We start from the raw sequence: 20773 nt of genomic DNA, 5'->3' as shown, positions 1-20773 counted from the left end.
TTTGACGCTGGTCGTCATGGGGCCGCGTCGGCTGTGACGACGCCGCGTGCCCGACGGTCCCGGTAGTCGTCCCGCCCGAAAGGTCCTCGTGAAGCCCACCCTGGCCGCCGCGCAGCTCCGCGGCAGTCTGACGCAGTACCTCACGACGACGTACGCGCTGGCCGACGAGGACACGCGGCTCGCGCTGGAGCGGTTCCTGGGGGACCCGGAGACGGGGATATTCCGGGGGCCGTACCTGCGGATCAGGACGCCGTTCCATCCCGCCGGGGACGGGTGGCAGGCGGCGCTGGAGTGGCAGCCGGCGTTCACGCCGTGGCGGCACCAGGCGAAGGCGTGGCAGCGGCTGAGCACCTACCGGGGGGCGGCCGAGCCGACGCTCGTGACGACCGGCACCGGGTCCGGCAAGACGGAGTCGTTCCTCATCCCCGTACTCGACCACTGCCGGCGGCAGAAGGCCCTGGGGCGGCGCGGGGTGAAGGCCGTACTGCTGTATCCGATGAACGCGCTGGCCACCGACCAGGCGGGCCGTATCGGGGAGTATCTCGCGCAGCCGGAGCTGGCGCAGGTGACGGCCGGTCTCTACATCGGGGACAGGCCGGACACCGATTTCCGGCGGGTGATGACACGGCGCGAGGAGATGCGGCAGGCGCCGCCGGACGTGCTCATCACCAACTACAAGATGCTGGACCTGCTGCTCCAGCGAGCCGAGGACCGGCCGCTGTGGGAGGGCGCGGACCCGGCGTACGTGGTGCTGGACGAGTTCCACACCTACGACGGTGCGCAGGGCACGGACGTGGCGATGCTGCTGCGGCGGCTGGCGTCCGCCGTGGGCGCCTCGAAGCCGGAGCGGCCGCTCGGGTCGATCTGCCCGGTGGCGACCTCGGCGACCCTCGGTGAGGGCGGCGGCGACGGCAGCGGCATCCTCGCGGTCGCCGAGCAGGTCTTCGGCGTACCGTTCGGGCCGGACTCCGTGATCGGCGAGGAGCGGCTGAGCGCCGGCGACTTCGTCGGTGACATCGACTACGAGCTGCCCGAGCCCCCGGACCCCAAGGAGGTCATCGAGGTCTCCGGCGGACCGGGCGTCGAGTCCGACCCCGACCGGCTCGACCTGGACGGGCTCGCCGAACGGCTACTGGGGCGGCGCGGGTTGGACGCCTTCCAGATCGGAAGGCTGCTGCGGAAGCACGACTTCACCCACGGGGTGCTCGCGCTGCTGAACGGCGAGCCGCTCGACGCATGGGGGCTGCGCGACCGCATGGCCCGCTTCGGGTACGCGTGGGCGCGCACCGCGCGGGAGACCCCGCGGCTCGCCCTGGAGGCGCTGTCGAGGTTCGTGGCGCTGCTGTCGTCCGCGCGGGACCCGGAGTCCGACGAGCGCCGGCCGCGTCCGCTGCTGCACATCGAGGCACATCTGTGGGTGCGGCCGGTGGGGCGAGTGCTGAGCGGGGTGGGCGCCCGGCCGGAGTTCCGCTGGTACGAGGACGAGCGGACGATCGCCCGGCGCTCCGCGCTCACCGCCGCGTCCGCGTCCGAGGACTCCTCCGACGGCGACGAGTGGCCGACGGCGGACTCGCGGCGGCCCGACGCACTGCCCGGTTCGGACACCGTGCAGCGGCCGGCCCAGACGCATCTGCCCGCCGTCTACTGCCGCGTCTGCGGCCGCTCGGGGTGGGCGGCGCTGTCCCCGGAGGCCGATCCGCAGAAGCTGGAAACCGGCCCGCAGAAGATCTGGAACGCCGCCGTAGGACGGGACAAGCGCCGGCTGCGGTACTTCGTCTCGGCGACACCGGCCGAGGCGCGGGACGCCCTCGCGGCGCTCACCGGCAGCGCGCCGAAGGCGGCGGGCGGCGTGGACCCGCAGTCCGTGGTGGTGCTGGACGGCGCGCAGGGCACGTACCGGATGCCCGTCGCCGAGGACGGGGAGGGACTGCAGGACGCCTGGTTCGCGCGGGCCGTCCTCGACAAGAAGACCGCCGACCAGGCCGCCAAGGACGACACCTGCCCGGCGTGCAACGCCGACAACGGCATCCGCTTCCTCGGCACCGCGCTCGCCGCCCTGGCGTCCGCCGCCGTCACCCAGCTGTTCACAGGCGGCCAGGAGATCGCGCTGGCGCCGGAGGAGCGCAAGACGCTGCTGTTCAACGACTCCACGCAGGACGCGGCCCACCGCGCCGGATACGTCGCCAACGCCTCGTACAAGTTCTCGCTGCGCTCCCTGCTCGCCCACCGGCTGGACGACAACGGGGCGCCGCTCCCGCTGAACGACCTGATCGGCGACGTGCTGGACTCCGTCGACGACCCGCAGACGCTGGCCGCGGTCGTCCCGCCGGATCTGCACGACGAACCGGGCGTGGACCGGCTGCTGTCGGGGCGGGGCACGGGCGACGCGCGGACCTGGAAGCTCATCGGGGAACGGCTCGCGTTCGCCACCGTCATGGAGTTCGGGCTGCGCTCGCGCCTCGGGCGCACCCTGGAGCTGACCCGGACCACCGCCGCCGAGGTGGTGATCGCCGAACCCGACCGGATCGTCGCGCTCGCCCGCGACCTGCACCTCACGCTGCCGGGGCAGCTCGGCCTGGACGGCGGCCTGCCCACGCCCGACCGGTATCTCGCGTATGTGCGGGGCCTGTTGGAGCGGATGCGGCTGCGCGGCGGCGTCCGGCACCGGTGGCTGGACACCTGGATCAAGGAAGCCGGTGTCAACCAGTACCTCATCTCCGGCCGCCGTCCGGAGGGGATGCCCGCCTTCCCCGAGGGGTATGTGGCACCGCCGAGGTTCCTGCTCGCCGGGCCCAAGGAGAAGACCAAGTTCGACACCATCGCCGGCCGCGGCAACTGGTACCAGGACTGGACGCGGCGCTGCCTCGGCCTGGACGCCGCCCAGGCGACGGAGTACCTGCGGCGGCTGCTGCCCGTCCTCGCCGAGGAGGGCGTGGTGTCGGCGCGCACCGCCAAGGACCGCGCCACCCGCGTGTACGGGCTCCAGCCCGGCCACATCGAGGTGCGGCTGCTGGCGGACGACCTGGTGAACAAGGCGTTCGTGTCCTGCGAGGAGTGCGGTTGGCAGCAGGTCGTACCGCCCGAGCGGCGCACCCGCTGGTACGGGCACCCCTGCCCGCGCTGGCGCTGCACCGGCGTCCTCACGCCTCCCCAGTACGGCATGTCGTCGACCGGGGCGGGCAGCGGAGGCTTCGGCGGGAAGCTGGAGCGCGACTACCGGGAGGACTACTACCGGCGCCTGTATCTGACCGGCGGCACGTACCGGGTCGTCACGGCCGAACACACCGGCATGCTGACCCGGCCCGAACGGGAGCGCGTCGAGCGGACGTTCCGGCAGGGCGTCCACTACACCGACCCCAACCTGCTGTCGTGCACGCCCACTCTGGAACTGGGCATCGACATCGGCGACCTGTCGGCGGTGCTGCTCGGTTCGCTGCCGGGCGGCCCGGCCAACTACGTGCAGCGCGCGGGGCGTGCCGGGCGCCGGACCGGCAACGCCCTGGTGGTCGCCTTCGGCGGGCGGCGGGCCCGCGACAAGTACTACCTGGACGACCCCACCGAGATGATCGCCGGTGACATCGTGCCGCCCGGCTGTTACCTGTCGGCCGTCGAGATCCTGCGGCGCCAGTACACGGCACATCTGCTGGACCGGGCGGCACGCGGCGAACTGACCACGGCGGACGGCGAGTTGCTCACGTCCGTGCCCCGCCTGTCGTCGGCGCTGTTCGGCACGACCGGCTGGTGCCAGGACCTGTCGGACGCGGCGCTCACCCACGGCGCCCGGCTGGTCGAGGAGTTCCTGGCGCTGTTCCCGCAGGCGCCGGGCGGCCCCGACGACGACCGGGGGGTGTCCCCGCACGCCGCCGACGAGCTGCGCGCGTACGCCACCGGCGGCATCGCGCGCACCCTGGCCGAGGCCGAGGAGGAGTGGACGGCGCGCCGCGAGGAACTGCGCCGCCGTATCGCCGCCATCGACGAGGCAGTGGACGGGCTGCTCGCCGAGGACCGTGAACAGGGCGCCGAACGGCGCGAGTTGCTCGCCGAGCGACGCGCCACGACCGAACTGCTGCGCCAGCTCAGCCAGACGGGCGCGCACGGTGCCCTCGTCGAACTCGGGCTGCTGCCCAACTACAGCCTCACCGACACCACGACGACCCTGGAGGCCACCCTCTACTGGAAGGAGGCCGCCGGCGGAGAGGATGGCGCGGAGGCGTCTGGGGCGTCGGAGGACGGTGACGAGGAGCGCCGGGAGTGGGTGTACCGCAGCGACATGCGCGACTACGAGCGCTCCCGCAAACTCGCCCTGACCGAACTCGCGCCCGGCAACAGCTTCTACGTCAACGGCTACCGGCACGTCGTACGCGCCCTCGACATCGGCAGCCCCGAGCGGCGCGCCTGGTCGGTGTGGCGGCTCTGCCCGGCCTGCGGGTACGCACGTACCCACGGCGACCCCAAGAGCGACACCTCGCCGTGCCCGCGGTGCGGCTCCCGGGAGATAGCCGACGCCGGCTGCGTGCACCGCGTACTGGAGCCCCGCCGTGTCACGTCACGGGACAAGCGGGACGACGCACGGGTGCGCGACGACCGCGACGAGCGGGACCGCAAGCGCTACGCGGTGCTCACCACCGTCGACATCGACCCGGTGCATCTGGCGGCCGGATCGTGGCGGCACGACACCGCGGTCTTCGGCGCCGACTTCACCCGCAGGGCCGTCGTACGCACCCTGAACCTGGGCATCGACCGGCAGGACGGCAGCAGCACGGTTCCGCTGGCCGGGGACGACGTACGGCTCAACCCCTTCTACGTGTGCACGAGTTGCGGCGGCGCGACGGCCGACGGGCGGCCGGTCGTCGACCAGTCGCAACACGCGCTCACCGCGTCCCTCGCCCAGTCCACCCGGGCCAGCGCCCACCACCAGCTGTGGTGCCCGCGCCGGCGGCTGCGCGGCGGCGGGGAGGCGCAGGGCGCCGGCACGGACGTACCGCTGCTGCTCGCCCACGAGCTGACCACGGAGGCCGTCCGCATCCTGCTGCCGGCGTCCGTGGCACGGGCCAAGGAGCGGCTCGCCTCGTTCACCGCCGCCCTGTTCGCGGGCATAGCGGCCCGCTACGGCGGCGACCCCGACCACATCGACATCACGGCCGCGTCCATGCCGGACGGCGAGGACCGCGACTGGCCGCGCCGGTTCCTCGTGGTCTACGACCGGCTGCCCGGCGGCACCGGGTACCTGCACCGCCTGGCGACCTCCGACGGCTTCCGCGAGGTCCTGCTGAAGGCCCGGGAGGTGATCGAGGACTGCGGCTGCCGGGAGAAGGGCCTCGACGGCTGCCACCGCTGCTTGCTGCGCCGCGTCCCGCCGGCCGACTACGACAAGGTCAGCCGCAACGAGGTCCGGCAGATGCTGGACGAACTGCTCGGCGCGGACGGCGAACGCTGGGCCACCTCCCCCGTCACCACCACCCAGCACATCCCGATGCACCAGCAGGCCGAGAGCGACCTCGAGGTCCTGTTCATCGACACGCTGCGGGAGTGGGCCGCGCTGCCCGAGAGCCGCGCCAGCGGCGACGCCTACATCACCCCCGCCGGCACCCACGCGCTGGACCTGCGGCTGACGGCCGCCGACGGCACCACGCTGAGCTGGCGGGTGTCGCAGCAGCGGGTCCTCGACGGCACCCGTCCCGACGTCCTCTTCGAACGGGTCGACGCGCCCGGCCCGCGCGTGGCGCTCTATCTGGACGGCTACGAGTTCCACGCCGGCCGCGCGCACAACCGGGCCGGTGACGACGCCGACAAGCGCACCCGGCTGCGCGCGGAAGGGCTCCGGGTCTTCCAGCTCACCTACGGCGACGTGAGCGACTGGCGGCGCCGTGTCCGGGACACCGGGCGCGGGGGCGCGGGGCCGGCCGACCCGGTGTGGTTGCCGTACGGCGACGCGGCGCGCGACAAGGCGCGGGGCTACTACTCCACCGTGCGGGGCGGGCTGCCCGGGGAACTCGCGGAGACGGTGTGGGTCAACCCGGCCGTGCAGTTGGCGGAGTACCTGCGCCGGCCGGACGCGGAGCGCTGGCAGTGGCGTGCGGAGGCCGCGCTGGCGGGCTTCATGGGGACCGGCGTCCGCCCGGTCGCCCTCACCCCGGACGCCGTGGGCGGGCAGATCGCGGTGGCGCTGCGCGGGGGGACACCGGCGGGGCCGCGCGGCCCGGTGCAGCTGTTCGCGGTGACCGACCGTTCGGGGTTGCCGCTGGTCGTCGCCGCCGATGGCCGGGCCAGGCCGCCCGCGTGGACGGGCGTGGTCCTCCTCGACGACGCGTCCGGCGTCCACGCCCGGGAGGAGGCGCACAAGCGGCGCTGGCGGGCGTGGCTGTACTGGTCCAACGTGCTGCAGTTCCTGGACACCGGGGGCGGGGACGGCGTACAGCTCACTACGGGGCGGCTTGACGGGTTCGCGGTGGAGACGCTGGCGGTGACAGGTGGGGGTGGGGTGCTGGAGAGCGTTCGGGCCACGCTGGCGGGCGGCGTGCCGGAACTGGCCGCGGCGCCTGAACCTCAGGCTCCCCCAGCCGTCGAGGCGATCCCCACCCCGCGTGCGGCGCCTCCCGTCCGGGACCCGGCCTGGGACAAGGTCATCGAATACCTCGACCCGGACGAGCCCGGCCTGCACGCGCTCGCCGAGGCCCTCGCCGCACGGGGCGTCCCGGTGCCGCATGACGGCTACGAACTCGACGCGCACACCGGCTGGCAGGCCGAACTGGCCTGGCCGGACGCACGCGTCGGAGTCGTCCGGACCCCGAGCCCGCCGGAGGGCGAGGACATCGATCCGGAGGCCGCCGACCGGGACCGCGACTTCGCCGCGGCCGGCTGGGAGGTGCGTACCGCCGCGGCCTGGACGCCCGACGACCTCGCGGACCGCATTGACGGCGCACAACGATCCGACGACCGGGAAGGTCGTAACGAAGGGGAGAACGAAGAGCAGTGACCGGCAAGAACGTGACGCTGCGCCTGCTCGACAAGGCGGACCGGGAGATCCTCAAGCTCCCCCGTCCGGTCAAGGGCGCGATCTACGACTTCCAGCACAAGTTCAAGACCAACCCCGACTCGGCGGGCCTGCGCCTCAAGCAGTTGCAGGGGCACGACAAGCTGCACTCGGCGCGGGTCAACGACGAGTACCGCGCGCTGCTGCTGCGGCTGGCCGACGACGACTGGCTGATCGTCTCGGTCAAGCACCGCAAGGACGTGTACGCGCACCTGGACCGGCTCACCTACTCCGTCAACCGCGTCACGGGCGGCATCGAGTACGTGGACCTCCAGGTCGTACAGGAGGAGGTGCTAAGTCCCGCGGCCCCGCAGACGGCGCCTCCCGCCCAACCCGCTGCTCCGGAGCCGCTGTTCGCGAAGTGGTCGGAACAGGAGCTCACCGACCTGGGGGTGGCCCCCTCCCTGGTGCCCGTCGTCGCCGCGCTGACCACCGAGGACCAGCTCCTCGGGCTCGTCGAGTACGCGCCGCAGCTCTCCGGCGAGGTGCTGCTGGCGCTGTACGACGGCAAGGCGTACGGCGACGTCCTGGAGCAGGTCACCGCGCCCGTCGCGGTGCCCGATCCCGTGGACCCGGAGGACTTCCGGGCCGCCGTCGACCGCCCCGCCACCATCGTCACCACTTCCGACGACGCGCTGCGCGAGGCGCTCGAGGGCGAGGACTTCGGGCGCTGGAAGGTGTTCCTTCACCCCACCCAGGCCAAGCTGGTCGGCCGGGACTACAACGGCCCGGCGCGGGTGGGCGGCGGGCCCGGCACCGGCAAGACGATCGTGGCGCTGCACCGGGTCAAGCACCTGGTGGAGCGGCTCCCGGCCGGCCGGACCAAGCCGGTCCTGCTGACGACGTACAACAAGAACCTGGCGGCGGACCTGCGTTCACGGCTGCTGGCCCTGGGCGGCGAGGCGCTGCTGTCGCGCGTGGAGATCAGTCACGTCGACCAGCTCGCGCTGCGGACCGTCCGGGAGGCCGAACCGGGCAACCGCAAGCGCATCGTCGACGAGGCGCAGGCGGTGCGCGAATGGCGCTCGCTCCTCGACGAGCTCGGCGAGGACGGCTGGGACGCGGAGTTCCTGCACGACGAGTGGACCCAGGTGATCCTCGGCCAGGCGGTGACGTCCCGCACGGACTACTTCCGGGCCCGCCGCGCCGGACGCGGGCGTACGGTCAGCCGTGCCGAGCGTGCCGAGATCTGGCAGCTCGCCGAGCGGTTCACCCAGCGCCTGGACCGCCTCGGCGTGCAGACGTGGGACCAGATCGCGGAGCGGGCGGCACAGCTCGAGGCGGGACGCGCCCGGCGCATCCAGGACATCGAACGCCGGCGGGAGGAGGCGGGCGGGCTCGACAACGTCCACATGGCCGACGGTTCCGGGGGCTGGCTGCGCTACCGATACCGGCACATCGTGGTCGACGAGGCCCAGGATCTGCGGCCCGCGCACTGGAAGATGCTGCGCGCGATGACCGCCCCGGACCGCAACGACCTGTTCGTGGTCGGTGACACCCACCAGCGCATCTACAAGAACCAGGTGACCCTCGGCAGCCTCGGCATCAACATCCGGGGCCGGTCGTCGAGGCTGTCGCTGAGCTACCGCACCACGCGGCAGATCCTGCGCTCGGCGCTGAACGTGCTGGGCGAGGAGACGTACGACGACCTGGACGGCGCGGCCGACACGCTGGCCGGGTTCCGCTCCGTGCTCAGCGGCGGCGTACCGGACCTGCACCGGCTGGCCGACTGGCAGGAGGAGCGCGAGGCGATCGCCGCGCTGATCGCGTCGTGGGGCGAGGTGCCGCACGAGCAGATCGCCATCGCCGTACCGACCAACGACATGGCGCGCGAGGTCGCGTACACGTTGCGGCAGCACGGCATCATGGCCCTGGAGATCGGCCCGGACGGGCCCCTCGGCGACAGCGGCGTGCACATCGGCACGATGTTCCGGTTCAAGGGGCTCGAGTACCGGCGCATGATCCTGGCCGGGGTCACCGACGGCCTGGTCCCGCGCGCCGCCATCCAGCAACGCCGCACGACGGACCCGGCCCGCTACCGCACGGAGATGCAGCGCGCCCGGTCCCTGCTCTTCGTGGCGGCTACGCGGGCTCGGGACAGCTTGGACATCTTTTGGCACGGGGAGGCGAGCCCGTTCCTGAGGGAGCTGATAGAGACGCGGGGGCGGGTTACGGCGTGACGCGACGGGGGGCGCCCGGGGGCGCGGGCGTGACCCGTGGCGCGGCGTGACCCGCCGCCGGGGGGCTGGCGCGACCCGGGGGCGCGGCGTGACCCGGCCCGGGGTCGCCGCGTACACACCCCCGGGGCCGCGGCGCGACCCGCCGCCGGCGTCGCGACGTGACCCACCCCTGGGGCCACGGCGTAACCCACCGCCGGCGTCGCGGCGCGACCCGCTCCGGGTGCCTGCGGCGTAACCGCCCCCGGCGTCGCGGGCGTAACCCGCCCCCGGGGACCGCGGCGCGACCCGCCCCGGCTAACGCGGCATGACGGGTGCCTGCGGGACGAGGAACGGTCGCCGGGGGTCCTCCGGCGGCATCCTGCGGGTCGCGAGGGCCGGGTCGGGGGCCGGCAGGTACGGGGCGAGGGCCGCGTACACGTCCGCCGCACCGGCGGGACGGTCCTCGGGACACTTGGCGAGCAGGGCGTGCGTCAGGTCCTGGAGCGCGGCCGGCGCGTCGACACCGTGGTCGGCCAGCCGGGGCGGGGTCGCGGTGAGGTGCTGGGTCACCAGCTCGGCGGGCCCCTGACCGCGGAAGGGAGGGTGGCCGGTGAGCATGTAATGCAGCAGACAGCCCACCGCGTACAGATCGCTGCGTCCGTCCAACGTCCTGTCCCCGGCCAGCAGTTCGGGCGAGGCATAGGCGACGTTGCCGAGCGTCTCGCCGGTCATGGTGAGCTGCGGGTCGGCGTCCGCCAGGACCTTCACAAGACCGAAGTCGAGGATCTTCACCAGGCCACTGGTGCGGACCATGACGTTCTGGGGCTTGAGGTCACGGTGGACGAGGCCGGCGGCGTGGGCCGCGGAGAGCCCTGAGCACAGTTGCGCGGCCACCGAGACCGTGGCCGGCACGGAGAGACGCCCCTCGTCGGCACAGTCGACGACGTTGTCGAGGGTCGTCCCGTCGACCAGCTGCATCACCAGGCAGCAGACCTCCTCGGTGACGGCGGCGTCGTACACGGTGGTGACGTTGGCGTGATCCAGGCGCGCCGCGGTCTTCGCCTCCCGCTCGAACCGCGCCAACGCGGTACGGCGCCAGTCGGGCAGGGCGAGGAGATCCGCGGCGACGGTCTTGACCGCGACGGGACGCTCCAGATACGTGTCCGTCCCCTGCCAGACGTGCCCCATCCCGCCTCTGCCCAGAATCCGGTCCAGCCGGTACCTGCCGCGCAGTACCTTGCCCGCAGCGAACTGCTCCACGTGCACTTCCTTCGATGAGCCCCAGCGATGTGTTCCGCGCGGGCCGCCCGGCCGGAGGCGCACCCGGTGCCGTCGGCCTCGCGCGGAAGAAGTCAACCAGTCTCGCGCACCTGCCGTGGGGCGCGTCAGTCGTCCTGCACCTGGATCAGCACGACGAAGCGTTCACCGTCGCTGCCGGCGACGAAGCTGTCCAAGGTGGCACCGGGGACCACCAGCGGGCCCCGGGGCCGAGCGCGTCCACGCCCGGCGACGGCATCGGCCTCGCCCCGATCCACGTATGCGTGCGTCGGCCACAGCAAACCCCGCCACAGCGCGGCAGGACCTCCGCGATCCGCCAACTTGTCCCCCAGGCCCCGGCCCCCCGTCATTGCGATGGCACTCGGCTACCACGACACCACCCGCCTGGTCATCGAAGCCAGCAGAACCTGGAGCCGATACGCCCCGGCGACCACAACCGGTGAACGCTAGAGATCTCCGGTCTCGCCCGTCTCCACGAAACGGACGACGCAGCGGCGGACGTGCTCAAGGAACTCCGGCAGAGTGTCGGCGACCTTGTCGAACTCTGCATCGTCCAGGGACGCGCTCCGAGACCGGTGGATCGCGCCGCCCCGGTCTGCGACATAGAGGATGCCCCCACCATTCGAAGCGATCACCATCCCATGAGGGCCGTCCGCTTCCGAGAGGGAGACCCCTTCCTCCTCGACCCGGTGCAGGACATCGCACGCCGAGTGGACGAAGAAGCCGTTACCCACCTCTGGCAGCACGACCTCCCCGATCGACTCGTAGAACGTCAGCAGATCCTCGAATCCCTGAAGCTCCCGGCCACCGTCATGGACAGCCCGAAGATCCTCTTTACTGGCGATCCGGACTTCATTCATGCCCGGCTCATAGCCGTTCTTCTCCTCGAACGTCAAGACCATGGAGCTCACCGCATGCGTGATCTCCTCGCGCCACCGTGACAGCCATTCAGCCGAGTACGAAAGCTGATCCATGGCCCGGATCATGCCACCGTCGCCTTCACACGGACCCAGGGATGCCGCGTGCATGCGAGCCCACCAGTCCCGAGGGCCTACACGCTCAACTCGTGCGCCAGGGGCCCGATGAGCTCGGCCGGGGGTGGGAGGCGTGGCTCTTGGGGCGGACATGGCGGGCTCCTCCCATCCGCATCGGGCGTGCGACTCCCCGCCCAGCCTGGCAGACGCCCCGCCGCCTACGGGCGCGGACTCTCCCTCACGTCCGCGAGGAACATGATCCCGTCCGTGTGGGGCAGATGAGCTGGGTCGAACGGCGCGTAGCCGAACCACGGGGAGACGCGGAGGGCGGGGTGCGTCTACGACGACGCCGACGTACGCGACGCACGGCTGGCCCATCAACTCCGACGCGGCGGCCACCTACTGGAGCAGATCGCCCCGCTACTCGCACAGGTGAGGGAGGCAGGCGGACTCCAGCCGCTGGAAGACACGTTGCGCGAGTGGCACGGCCGACTGGCCGCCCGCGAGCGGGCGATGCTCACCGGAGCCGCGGAACTGGACGCCTACCTCCGCGCCCGCGCATGAAGGTCACCCGTGCGACGGGCACGGCTGGAGAAAAGCGTTCGATGGACCACCGCTCCGCTCGGTGTGATGAGCCGTAACCGCCCGCCGTTCACAGCGGGCCGACCACGAGACCGCCGACCGTCTCGGACACGATCGCGGAGGGCTGGAACATGCGGCGTGGAGCCACATGTCCGTCAATGCCAAGCCTCAGCCTCGGCGTCCTCACCGAAGAACACCAAGGGCGGCCTCGACACTCCTTGAGCCCTTCGGAGCAGAGGGTGCCGAGCCGCTACCTCCGGCCTGACTCCCAGGGCATCGGGCCATTCGGCGATCTCGACCGGCTGCCCCAGCATGACGCCGTCCCAGTCCGTCTCCTCCGTGAGACCGCGTCGGTCGAGGACCATGCCCCAGGTGCTGTCCCGGTCGGTGTCGATGAGGTGTGAGACCGCCTGGACCGCCATGTCCTGTTCGGCGCGCGACATCCCGTCGAGCCCGAATTCGACGACCATCCTGCCGTCGGCCAGGCGACGGAACCTCGTGAACAGGTCGGTCTGCTCGTTCAGCCAGAGCTGGAAGTTCACCTCTGTGCTGTTCGTCAGTGTGAGGAGCTCGATCAATGCGGCTCGCTCCATGGGGAGTTGCTGCCCCCAAGAATCCGGCCCGTTGGTGATGGCGGTGACAACCCGGGACGCGGGGTGGGCGAGGTGCACTCCGCTCGTCGCGAGTGCGTGGAGGACCTGTTCGAGACCTTCCCAATCCTGTTGGGCGCTGTACCAGTAGTAGAAGCCGTCACTCATCCCGTGTCCCCTCGTGAACGTGTGCACGTCACCGCGGCCACGCCCGCGTCCGGCCTTCCATCGACTACACGGTCCTCCTGCCCGGCACGGGGCCCTCGTCCCGGCTCAAGCCGACGCCGGTTGCCAGCGGTAGGCGTCGGCGGTCTCGTCGTACGGACGGAGCAGCGGATCGAGATCCGCTCGGAGAAGGTCCGCGTCTTCCGGCGGCAGTGCCAGCGACGCGCGCCGCATGCGGACGCTCCATGTCGTCGGGTCCGGGAAGACCGACAGCCGGGGCACCAGGTCACGCAGGACCAGCCCTTCGCGGAACGGCGCCAGGCCGGACACCTCGAGGCGGCAGCCCTCCGTGAACGAGCGGTCGCCGAAGACGACCGGCTGGTTCAGGACGCGGACGGGGCCGGCGATTGAGGCCCGGCCGATCACGCGGCCCAGGTCGCGGGTGGGGTTCCGGAAGCAGCCGCGCGTCGTGTACAGGAAGACCTCGTCGCCCTCCACCAGGGTCCGCGCCGCCTTGGCCCGCCCGGCTGGGAAAGCCATCCGCTGCTCCGTCACCACCCAGCTCAGGGCGGCCCGGTCTCCGATGATCAGCAGGTGCGCGGACGACATGCCGATCACCTTACCGAGGCTTCAGGCAGTCGACCGCCCTCCCGCCGGTCAGAGGCCCGCCCGCTCCAGCAGCACCGGTAGCGCGTGCGGCTTCACCTTCTGCACTGATCGCACCTGCCCGAGTCCCAGTTCGTCCCGGGTCACGGGGGCGCGGTAGAGCGCCTGCGTCGCATCGGTGAGCAGGGCCGCTCCGACGAGGTACCAGACACCGGGGTTCTCCGGGTCGTCCCAGGGCTTCTTGTCGACTTCGGCCACCGCGGCGACCGCCGACTCCGGGTGGGTGAAGAAGAACCAGAGGCGGTCTCCGCACTCCATACGGTTGCGACGGCTCAGCCAGAGGTCTAACTCGGGCTCCTCCTGCGCCAGCCGCCGCATCGTCTCCTTGTCGGACGGCTCCCCGTCGAGCGTGTCCTTGTTCGGATTGAGGATGTATATCCAGTCCGCCACTGTTCCCCCTCGTTCGGCACCGGCAGCTCGCCACCACGGCAGACCGCGTCATGTCGCGTCGCGTCACGCGCCGCGTACAGCCGTCCCCCCACCACATGGTGCCAAGGCTCGGCAGTAATCGCATGGGGCTTGTCGGTCAGTCGTGGGGGCGTAGGGCGCCGGTGCTGAGGGCGTCGCGGGCCAGGGTGGTGATTTGGCGGCTGAGTTCCGTCACCCGGCGGGAGCGCTCCTCGAACTCCTTCAGGGCCCGGAACGCGGATCCGTACCGGCGCTGTACGGCGATGTCCATCTGCGGGATGCGGGCGCCCTTGCTGTCCAGACGGAAGGTGCCGCTGGCGGTGGTGGAGCGGCGGGTGTTGGCGGTGCTGTGCAGGAAGCCCTGGAGGAAGTCGGTGTCCAGCTGGTCGCTGGTCGAGACCGGCTCCGGGTCGGCGAACTCGACCAGCCCCGCCCGGACCAGGTCGGCGACGCTGACACTCGGCCCGTCCAGTGCACCGGTCGGCTCGCCCGCGGTCAGCGCCGGCAGCAGTTCCGCCAGCCGGTCCAGCTGTTCGGCCAGTTCCCGGCGCAGGGCCTCGTACTCGGCTCCGTAGTCGCGGTGGGACTCCTCCACGTAGCGGCCGGGGGTGAGGTCCACGACGTCGTCCAGCAGGTCGATCCGGTCGACCTCGGTGATCTGCTCGGGCCTCGGGTCCAAGGGGGCGTCCGGGTCGTTGGACGTCAGGTCGACCATGCGCACCGTGGTGGCGGAGTCGTCCGGTGTCCGTGGCCGGCGCAGGTGCCACAGGTGCACGGGGAGGGAGTGCGCGGCGGCGGTGCCCGGAGCCAGCGCGGTGACCTGCGTCAGGATGCCGCGGCGGACGAGCTCCGCGCGGATGCGACGGCCGGCCTTGCGGTACGCCACCGAGGCGGGCATGACCATGATCACACGGCCGCCGGGGGCGGTGTGTGCGTAGGCGTGCTGGAGCCACGCCAGTTCGCCCTCCGCTCGGGACGGCGTGCCGAGTTCCCAGCGCGGGTCGAGGAGCAGCTCCTCCCGGCCCCAGTCGGTGTCGCTCACCGGCGGGTCGCAGACGACCAGATCGGCCTTCAACTCCGCCCACCGGTCGGAGCGTAGGGAGTCACCCTGTTCTACGTCGATGTGGGTCCGCTCGGCGAGATCGCCCCGCGCCTGCGCGAACCGGGCACTGCGGGCGTCCGATTCCTGACCGTGGCGTCGGACACCCGGGGCGGAGCCCACGGCGAGGAGCAGGGTGCCGATTCCGCAGGCGGGGTCGAACAGCACGACGTCGGCCGCCGTGTCCCCGGCGAAATGCCGGACGGCACGGACCACTCGAGGCGAGGTGACCTGATCGGAGCCCGCGCGCCGTACGGAGTCCGTGAAGCGTTCGGCGAGGTCGTTCATCACCTCGGCGGGGGAACGGTCCTCCGCCAGGCGTCGGGCAAGGACCAGAGCCTGCTCCGGGAGCGTGGAGGGCTTGTCGGTTCCCCGGCCGGTGAGGGTTTCGGCGACGTCCGCGAGCCCGCCGAGGATGTCGTCGCCGTAGGCGCCGCGCAGCACCTGCCACAGATGCACCTCGTCGGTGACGTCCTGTCCCTTGCGCTGCTTGTCCAGCCAGGCCTGCACTTCGGCCAGATCGAACAGGGGACTGTGGGCCCCGCCGCCGGCCGGCGCCGGGAAGTCGTCGTACCGCCGCCTCCAGTTGGATACGGCGGCACGGGTGACACCTGCGATACGGGCGATCTCGGAACCGGTTACCAACGGGTTCGTCGGAGTGGCCGGGGTCTGTGGCATGCAGCCACCGTACACAGCGCGACGCCGGGCATTCAATAGCGTATGGACGTTGACGGCGTCAACGGTGCCTTAGGCATCGAGTGTCGGAAGCGGTGCGTCCAGCGTGCGGGGGTCCGCAAGCCTCAGCGGTGCACGCCGAGCGCCCCGAGCAGCATCGGGAGTGAGGCGTGCAGTTCGCGTTGCCAGTAGCGCCAGGCGTGTGTGCCGGGGCCGTAGAAGTGGGTGGTCAGGTGCCTCGCACCGACGCGTTTCAGCTCCGCGGCCAGGGCGTGGTTCTGGCGATTGAAGTCGGCCTCGAGGGCACTCGTGCTGCCCGGTGCGTCCAGGGGGCCGGTGGTGCCGTCTCCGCAGGAGAGGTATACGGGGAGGTGCTTCAGGCGCTTGGCCAGGTGGTAGGGGTCGTGCGCCCGCCAGATGTGGCGCTGGGCGACCGGGTCCCCCCAGACGCGCAGGGGGTCGTTGCCCTGGCCCGCGAAGAAGCCCATGATGCGGTCGACCGACTCGTCGTTCAGGAGCGGGTGCGCGGAGCCGGAGTAGGCGGCGGTGGCCCTGAACATGCCCGGGTGGCGGGCGGCGTACAGCAGGGCGCCCTGACCGCCCATGGACAGGCCGGCCACGACGCGGTTGCGGCCGGCGCCCCAGTCGCGCTCCAGGAGGTGCCGCAGCTCGACCGTGTGGAAGGTCTCCCAGGCGGGGTCGCCGCCCTGGCCGTGGTTCCACCAGTCGCTGTACCAGCCGTTCCAACCGGCCTCGGGCATGACGACGAGCACGTCGCGCAGACTGTCGATGGCCGCGACGTCCGTCCTGGCGGTCCAGGACGTGTAGTCGCCGCAGCAGCCGTGCAGGAGCCACAAGGTGGGCCAGTGCCGGTGTCGGTCGGCCGGGTTCCAGCCGTCGGGCGTGAGGAGACGGACGTTGACCGTCCGGCCGCCCAGGGCCGTGGAGCGGACGGTCAGGTCGAGCTGGCGGTCCGCTACCGGGGTGACCGCTACGACCTCGGCGCCGTGCGGTTTGGCGGCACCGGGGGCGGGGGGTGTGGTGGCCGGTCCGGGTGGGGCGGCGGCAAGTGCGGGGGTGATGGGCAGGAGGGTGAGGAGGAGTACGGCGAGGACGAGCCGGATGCGGGCTCGTAGGGTCAGGACGGCGGTCACGGTGGCTCCCTGCGGTGCGGTGCGGTCGCTTCATGAACGGTTCGGACCGGGCTCGGGACGGACTTGCCTCGAGGAAGGATCCACCACTGGAGCGCATTTGCGACAGGGTGCCTCGGGGGTGCCTCTTTCCAGAGGGGAACGTGCTGAGCCGTGGGGCAGATGTTCCTCGCTGCTGCGTACAACCTTTTCCCGTCGTCGCAGGTCACCTGTGGTGTGGGCCGTGGCCGGAAGCAACCTCCCGTGGCCGGAAGCAACCTCCCGCGTCCCCGCCCCGCCACCGGGCCCCGGCCCTTCGACACCCCGTTGCCTGAGGAAGCCCTCGTTGACCGACAGCACCACCCCACCCCGGGACGGATCGGCTCCCGTCCCGCCCTCGGCCGCCCCTTCCCCGTCGGAGGTGCGTGCGGAACGCCGCCGGCTCGTCGAGTCGATCGGCGCCCTGCGCCGTCTCCTCTCCAAGCGCCGCGCCTTCGAGGTCGCCGACCAGCGGCGCCTCCAGCACGAGGCACGGCAGCGCAAGCGTGTCGAGGCCGCCCACGGCGGGAAACTGCGGCGCATCGAAGAGGAACGGGCCGTCCAGGAGGCCTCGCTGAACCACCGGATCGGCGCCCTGGACGGAGAACGCGAACGCCGCGAGGGTCAGGCCCTGTCCGTCCTGCGCCGTCAGTCCGTCGAGCGGGCCCTCGGCAGCACCTACCTCAATGCCCGCGACGTGAACGGCATCGGCGAAGGCCTCGTCCGCAGCCTGTCGGCGCAGGGCATCAGAACCGCGGCCGACTTCGACGACGTGAGCTGGGACAAGGCGCCGAACGGCAAGGGCGGCGACGTCCTTTACATCCACCGCACCAAGGGCGGCAAGGTCCACATCAACGGCATCGGCGAGCACCGTGGCCGCCCGCTGCTGGAGTGGCGCCGGGCCGCCCTCGCCCGTGCGCAGGCCCGCGCCCCGCGCACGCTGCCGCCGGACGAACGGCACCGCATCACCGAGATCATCGAGGCCGAACGGCGCCGTCTGCGCCAGGAGTTGGCGGAGGTGCCGCGGACCGCCGAGACGGCCCGCAAGGAGGCCGTACGGCTGCATACCGAGGCCCTCGGCCTGCTCGACGGCGCCGCGAGCGAGGCGGCGCGGCTCGCCGCCGAACGCCGGGCGGAGTTCGACACGATGGCCGAGCAGCTGAGGGACCTCCAGGACCGGCTGTCCGCCCACATGGAGGCGTACGGCGATGTCGGCCGCCGGGTCCGCCGCGCACAGAAGCGCGCGCTGCGGCCGGTCGCCGAGGTGCCGCGGTCCCTTCCCGGCATTCCGTCTCCCCGTACTCCGGGGGATGCGGCGCCGGCGGTCGGTCTCGCCAAGGTCACGGGCCGCAACGGTCACCGTCCGGTTCCCCGCGTGCGGGCACACCCCGGCTGGCTGATTCCGGTTCTCTACTTCGGCCTGACGGCCGTCGTGGGTGTGGGTGAAATGGGCGGCAACACGGCTCACCCGTACACGATGGTCGCCTCCCGGCTCGTCGCCCTGGCCGCCGTGGCCGAACTCCTGCGGCTGTGGCTGCCGCGCGTACGCACTCGGTCCGCGGGTCGGATGCCCGACGGCACCGGATGGCAGACCTCCGGTGTCTTTCTGGCGCTGACTGCGACCGGCATGTTCGAGGACGAGCAGTCCGATGTCTTCGGGGCGGCCTGCGTCGTATCGGTCCTCGCCGCCGTGCTCTTCCTGGCGGGGACCGTCAGCCGCATGGCGAAGACGGACGAACGCACCGGCGAGTCCACCTGACCCGACTTCGAGCCCCGCATGACCGATAGCACGCCCGAGAGCCTGGACACCACTCCCCCGCCGAGCTCCAGGGCAGGCGCGAGCTGTCCGACATCGCGTCCGTGAAGGTCGCCTGCGTGGAGCGCGTCGCGCTGGCCAACTGAGCCGACGGGCCTGGCGGCTGTCGTCACACCCCAGCGACCGCCGGGACACAGGGTGCCGGGACTCACCATCGTCCTCACCGACGCCGGGCCTCGGGCCATCATCGCCGTGCGCCCCGGCCTGGAAGCCGCCGTGCGCCGCCTCTTCACCGACAAGCTCACGGCGCGGGAGATCGCAACACTGCGCTCCGTGCTCCGTCGGCTGTAGCCGCCGGGGCGGGATCAGTGGCCCTCGGCCTCCGCCGTCCGCCCGTCCCTGTCGGGGAGGACCAGCAGCGCGTCACCGACCGGGCGTTCGCCCGCCGCGTCGGACGGGTCGTTGATCACCTGGCCGCGCGCCACCATCGTCGTCGAGCCGCCGCCGTCGAGGTTGACCGCCTCGCGCAGGCCGAGGGAGTGGGCGACGCTCGCGGCCTCGGTGATGCTCAGGCCGAGGGCGTCGGTGCTGCGGCCGTCGGCGGTGACGAGGACCGTGCGGCCGGCGCCGTCGACGCCTGCCAGGGTGCGCGGGTTGCGCTTGTGCACCCAGCCGTAGTACCAGCTCGGGTCGCCCGGGTGCACCATGCCGTCGGTCCTGGGGGTGACGTGGAGGCGGCCGTCGCGGACGAGTTCCGGGCCCGCGTTGACGATGGTCGTCCCCCGGGACGGCGTGACCCGGTGTCCGCGGTCGTCCAGCAGGGTGGTGGTCAGGTGCAGACGGGCACCCGGTCGCGCCAACTCCGCCAGTTCCGCGACGCGTTGGCCGGTCGCCTGGACGGAGCTGCCGCCGGGCGGGAGCGGGCCGCCGCGCGGGGAGCGCAGTGCGACGACCCGGTCGTGGGCGTCCAGTACGGCTTCCGTGCCGTCGCCCCGCGGGGTGCTCGCACCGTAGTCGGGTGTGAAGGCGACGAGTTGGTCGGGGTTCGTGCAGGTCACGTCGTGGAGCGGCAGCGCGGTCGGGGTGTCGCCCTCGCTGCCGCCGCAGTTCCTGATCAGGCCGGGTACGCGGTTGATGCCGTCCAGGGACAGCGAGGTGCGGCCGGCGGTGACCCGCCCCTGCCAGGTGAGGCGGGAGACGTCGGTGCGGCGGCCGTCGTCGTGGACGATCAGGCTGGGGCGCCCGCGGACCGGCTCGCTCAGCAGGCGGCCGTCGTACACGCCGACGCCGGCCGGGTCGCCGGGGGCGCCCGCGCGGGGGTCGAGGACGAAGAAACCGGCGTTGACCGCCGCCGTCGCGCCCGCGGCGGCGGAGAGTTCGCTGGTGGTCTCGCGGTTCTCCAGGTCGGGGCCGTAGGAGGCGTCGAGTGTGCCGCGGAACGTGCGCGGGTCGATGGTGAGGACGTCCACGCGCCACGGGCCACGGTCGGTGGTGGCGCCGTCCCAGCCGGTGTAGGTGACCGATCCGGTGAATCCGGCCGCTTTGAGCCGTGCGCGTTCCGCCGTCGCGGCGGACTGCGCGTCAAAGGTGCCGATGCGGACCCGCCAACCGAGGGTGCCGCCCGCGTAGTCGGCCGTCCTCGGTGTCGTCACCCGCTCCACCCGCGCCGCGAAACCCTGGTGTCGCAGGTCCCCGGCTAGTTCGTTGGCGCTCGCCCTGTCCTTGAGGGTGCTCGGGGGTGCGTCGGGGTCCGGTGAGGTGTCACCGCCGGGGATGGATGCCTCGACCGTCCAGTGGTGTGCCGGGTCGACGGCGCCGCGCACGATACGGGTGAGGGTGACGCCCGGCTGCAGCGTCCGCGTCGTGCGGGTCTCCGCAAGGCCGGACGCGCCCAGGGCCAGCGCCTCGGTTCTCCCGGGTGGCCGGGATTCGGCGGATGCCTGGACCGGCGGTCCGGTCAGCGACACCGCCAGGACGGTACCGAGGACGGCGCCGGCGCCGCACAGTCTCTTGGTCAGCCGCACACGCGTCACTCTCCCACCACGCACCGAGAAGCACACGAACCGTCACTTGACACACGGTGGACAAGTATTGGCCGGTTCCGTCGTACGTCAAGAGCGCTCGCGGGGGCACGGGTCCGCGTCCGGACGGCGTTGTCAGTGGTCGTCGATAGATTCTTTTTCGTCCCGCCGGTCCGGCGAGGACATCCCCTTTCGCAT

General features: G+C 72.2%; 13 protein-coding genes and 1 pseudogene. 5 read left to right on the top strand and 9 right to left on the bottom strand.

Annotated features, from left to right (window positions below; all coding sequences use genetic code 11):
- The first annotated feature begins 88 nt into the window (after positions 1-88).
- Complete coding sequence (locus tag AB0L56_RS10540; protein WP_365421262.1) at positions 89-6976, top strand: DEAD/DEAH box helicase; 6888 nt, start codon at positions 89-91, stop codon at positions 6974-6976.
- Positions 6973-9213, top strand: a complete 2241-nt coding sequence (locus AB0L56_RS10535; RefSeq protein ID WP_365421259.1) for a UvrD-helicase domain-containing protein — start codon at positions 6973-6975, stop codon at positions 9211-9213. The genes AB0L56_RS10540 and AB0L56_RS10535 overlap by 4 nt, the downstream gene beginning before the upstream one ends.
- A gap of 294 nt (positions 9214-9507) precedes the next feature.
- On the opposite strand, the gene AB0L56_RS10530 is transcribed toward AB0L56_RS10535, so the two are convergent.
- The 3 genes from AB0L56_RS10530 to AB0L56_RS10520 all read right to left on the bottom strand — a co-directional run bounded on the left by AB0L56_RS10530 (position 9508) and on the right by AB0L56_RS10520 (position 11444).
- Positions 9508-10452 (bottom strand): serine/threonine-protein kinase, encoded by a 945-nt coding sequence (locus AB0L56_RS10530; RefSeq protein ID WP_365421256.1) that lies wholly within the window; start codon positions 10450-10452, stop codon positions 9508-9510.
- Between the two features lie 125 nt (positions 10453-10577).
- Positions 10578-10727 carry a hypothetical protein gene (locus tag AB0L56_RS10525; protein ID WP_365421253.1) on the bottom strand — a complete coding sequence of 50 codons (150 nt, stop codon included), beginning with the start codon at positions 10725-10727 and terminating at the stop codon, positions 10578-10580.
- A gap of 189 nt (positions 10728-10916) precedes the next feature.
- The gene (locus tag AB0L56_RS10520) at positions 10917-11444 is read right to left on the bottom strand and encodes a hypothetical protein (RefSeq protein WP_365421250.1); all 528 of its coding nucleotides are present in this window, start codon (positions 11442-11444) and stop codon (positions 10917-10919) included.
- A gap of 336 nt (positions 11445-11780) precedes the next feature.
- On the opposite strand from AB0L56_RS10520, the pseudogene AB0L56_RS10515 reads away from it, so the two are divergent.
- Positions 11781-12008, top strand: a pseudogene (locus tag AB0L56_RS10515) (MerR family transcriptional regulator); the annotation flags it as partial.
- A 173-nt stretch (positions 12009-12181) separates the two neighbouring features.
- Here AB0L56_RS10515 and AB0L56_RS10510 read toward each other — a convergent pair.
- The 5 genes from AB0L56_RS10510 to AB0L56_RS10490 all read right to left on the bottom strand — a co-directional run bounded on the left by AB0L56_RS10510 (position 12182) and on the right by AB0L56_RS10490 (position 16783).
- Entirely contained in the window at positions 12182-12784 is a 603-nt protein-coding gene (locus AB0L56_RS10510; protein WP_365421247.1) for a hypothetical protein, read from the bottom strand.
- A gap of 105 nt (positions 12785-12889) precedes the next feature.
- Positions 12890-13390, bottom strand: a complete 501-nt coding sequence (locus tag AB0L56_RS10505; RefSeq protein WP_365421244.1) for a hypothetical protein — start codon at positions 13388-13390, stop codon at positions 12890-12892.
- A gap of 48 nt (positions 13391-13438) precedes the next feature.
- Positions 13439-13837, bottom strand: a complete 399-nt coding sequence (locus AB0L56_RS10500) for a hypothetical protein (protein WP_365421241.1) — start codon at positions 13835-13837, stop codon at positions 13439-13441.
- A 136-nt stretch (positions 13838-13973) separates the two neighbouring features.
- The gene (locus tag AB0L56_RS10495) at positions 13974-15632 is read right to left on the bottom strand and encodes an N-6 DNA methylase (protein ID WP_365421238.1); all 1659 of its coding nucleotides are present in this window, start codon (positions 15630-15632) and stop codon (positions 13974-13976) included.
- A 122-nt stretch (positions 15633-15754) separates the two neighbouring features.
- Entirely contained in the window at positions 15755-16783 is a 1029-nt protein-coding gene (locus AB0L56_RS10490) for an alpha/beta hydrolase family protein (RefSeq protein WP_365421235.1), read from the bottom strand.
- A gap of 322 nt (positions 16784-17105) precedes the next feature.
- Between AB0L56_RS10490 and AB0L56_RS10485 the strand changes: the two genes are divergently transcribed.
- The gene (locus tag AB0L56_RS10485; protein WP_365421232.1) at positions 17106-18557 is read left to right on the top strand and encodes a hypothetical protein; all 1452 of its coding nucleotides are present in this window, start codon (positions 17106-17108) and stop codon (positions 18555-18557) included.
- Between the two features lie 195 nt (positions 18558-18752).
- On the top strand, positions 18753-18905 hold the full coding sequence (locus tag AB0L56_RS10480; protein ID WP_365421229.1) for a hypothetical protein: 153 nt from the start codon (positions 18753-18755) through the stop codon (positions 18903-18905).
- A 14-nt stretch (positions 18906-18919) separates the two neighbouring features.
- Here the strand turns inward: AB0L56_RS10480 and AB0L56_RS10475 are convergent, their stop codons facing one another.
- Positions 18920-20572, bottom strand: a complete 1653-nt coding sequence (locus AB0L56_RS10475) for a phosphodiester glycosidase family protein (protein WP_365421425.1) — start codon at positions 20570-20572, stop codon at positions 18920-18922.
- Between the last annotated feature and the right edge of the window lie 201 nt (positions 20573-20773).

Source organism: Streptomyces sp. NPDC052079 (assembly GCF_040680275.1).
Lineage (GTDB): Bacteria > Actinomycetota > Actinomycetes > Streptomycetales > Streptomycetaceae > Streptomyces.
The sequence above is the reverse complement of the archived record's forward strand: the minus strand, read 5'-3'. Positions and strand labels throughout refer to the sequence as shown.

Coding starts and splice junctions, on each gene's coding strand:
- AB0L56_RS10520 (WP_365421250.1), bottom strand. CDS start 11,444: ATGGATCAGCTTTCGTACTCGGCTGAATGGCTGTCACGGTGGCGCGAG.
- AB0L56_RS10510 (WP_365421247.1), bottom strand. CDS start 12,784: ATGAGTGACGGCTTCTACTACTGGTACAGCGCCCAACAGGATTGGGAA.
- AB0L56_RS10505 (WP_365421244.1), bottom strand. CDS start 13,390: ATGTCGTCCGCGCACCTGCTGATCATCGGAGACCGGGCCGCCCTGAGC.
- AB0L56_RS10495 (WP_365421238.1), bottom strand. CDS start 15,632: ATGCCACAGACCCCGGCCACTCCGACGAACCCGTTGGTAACCGGTTCC.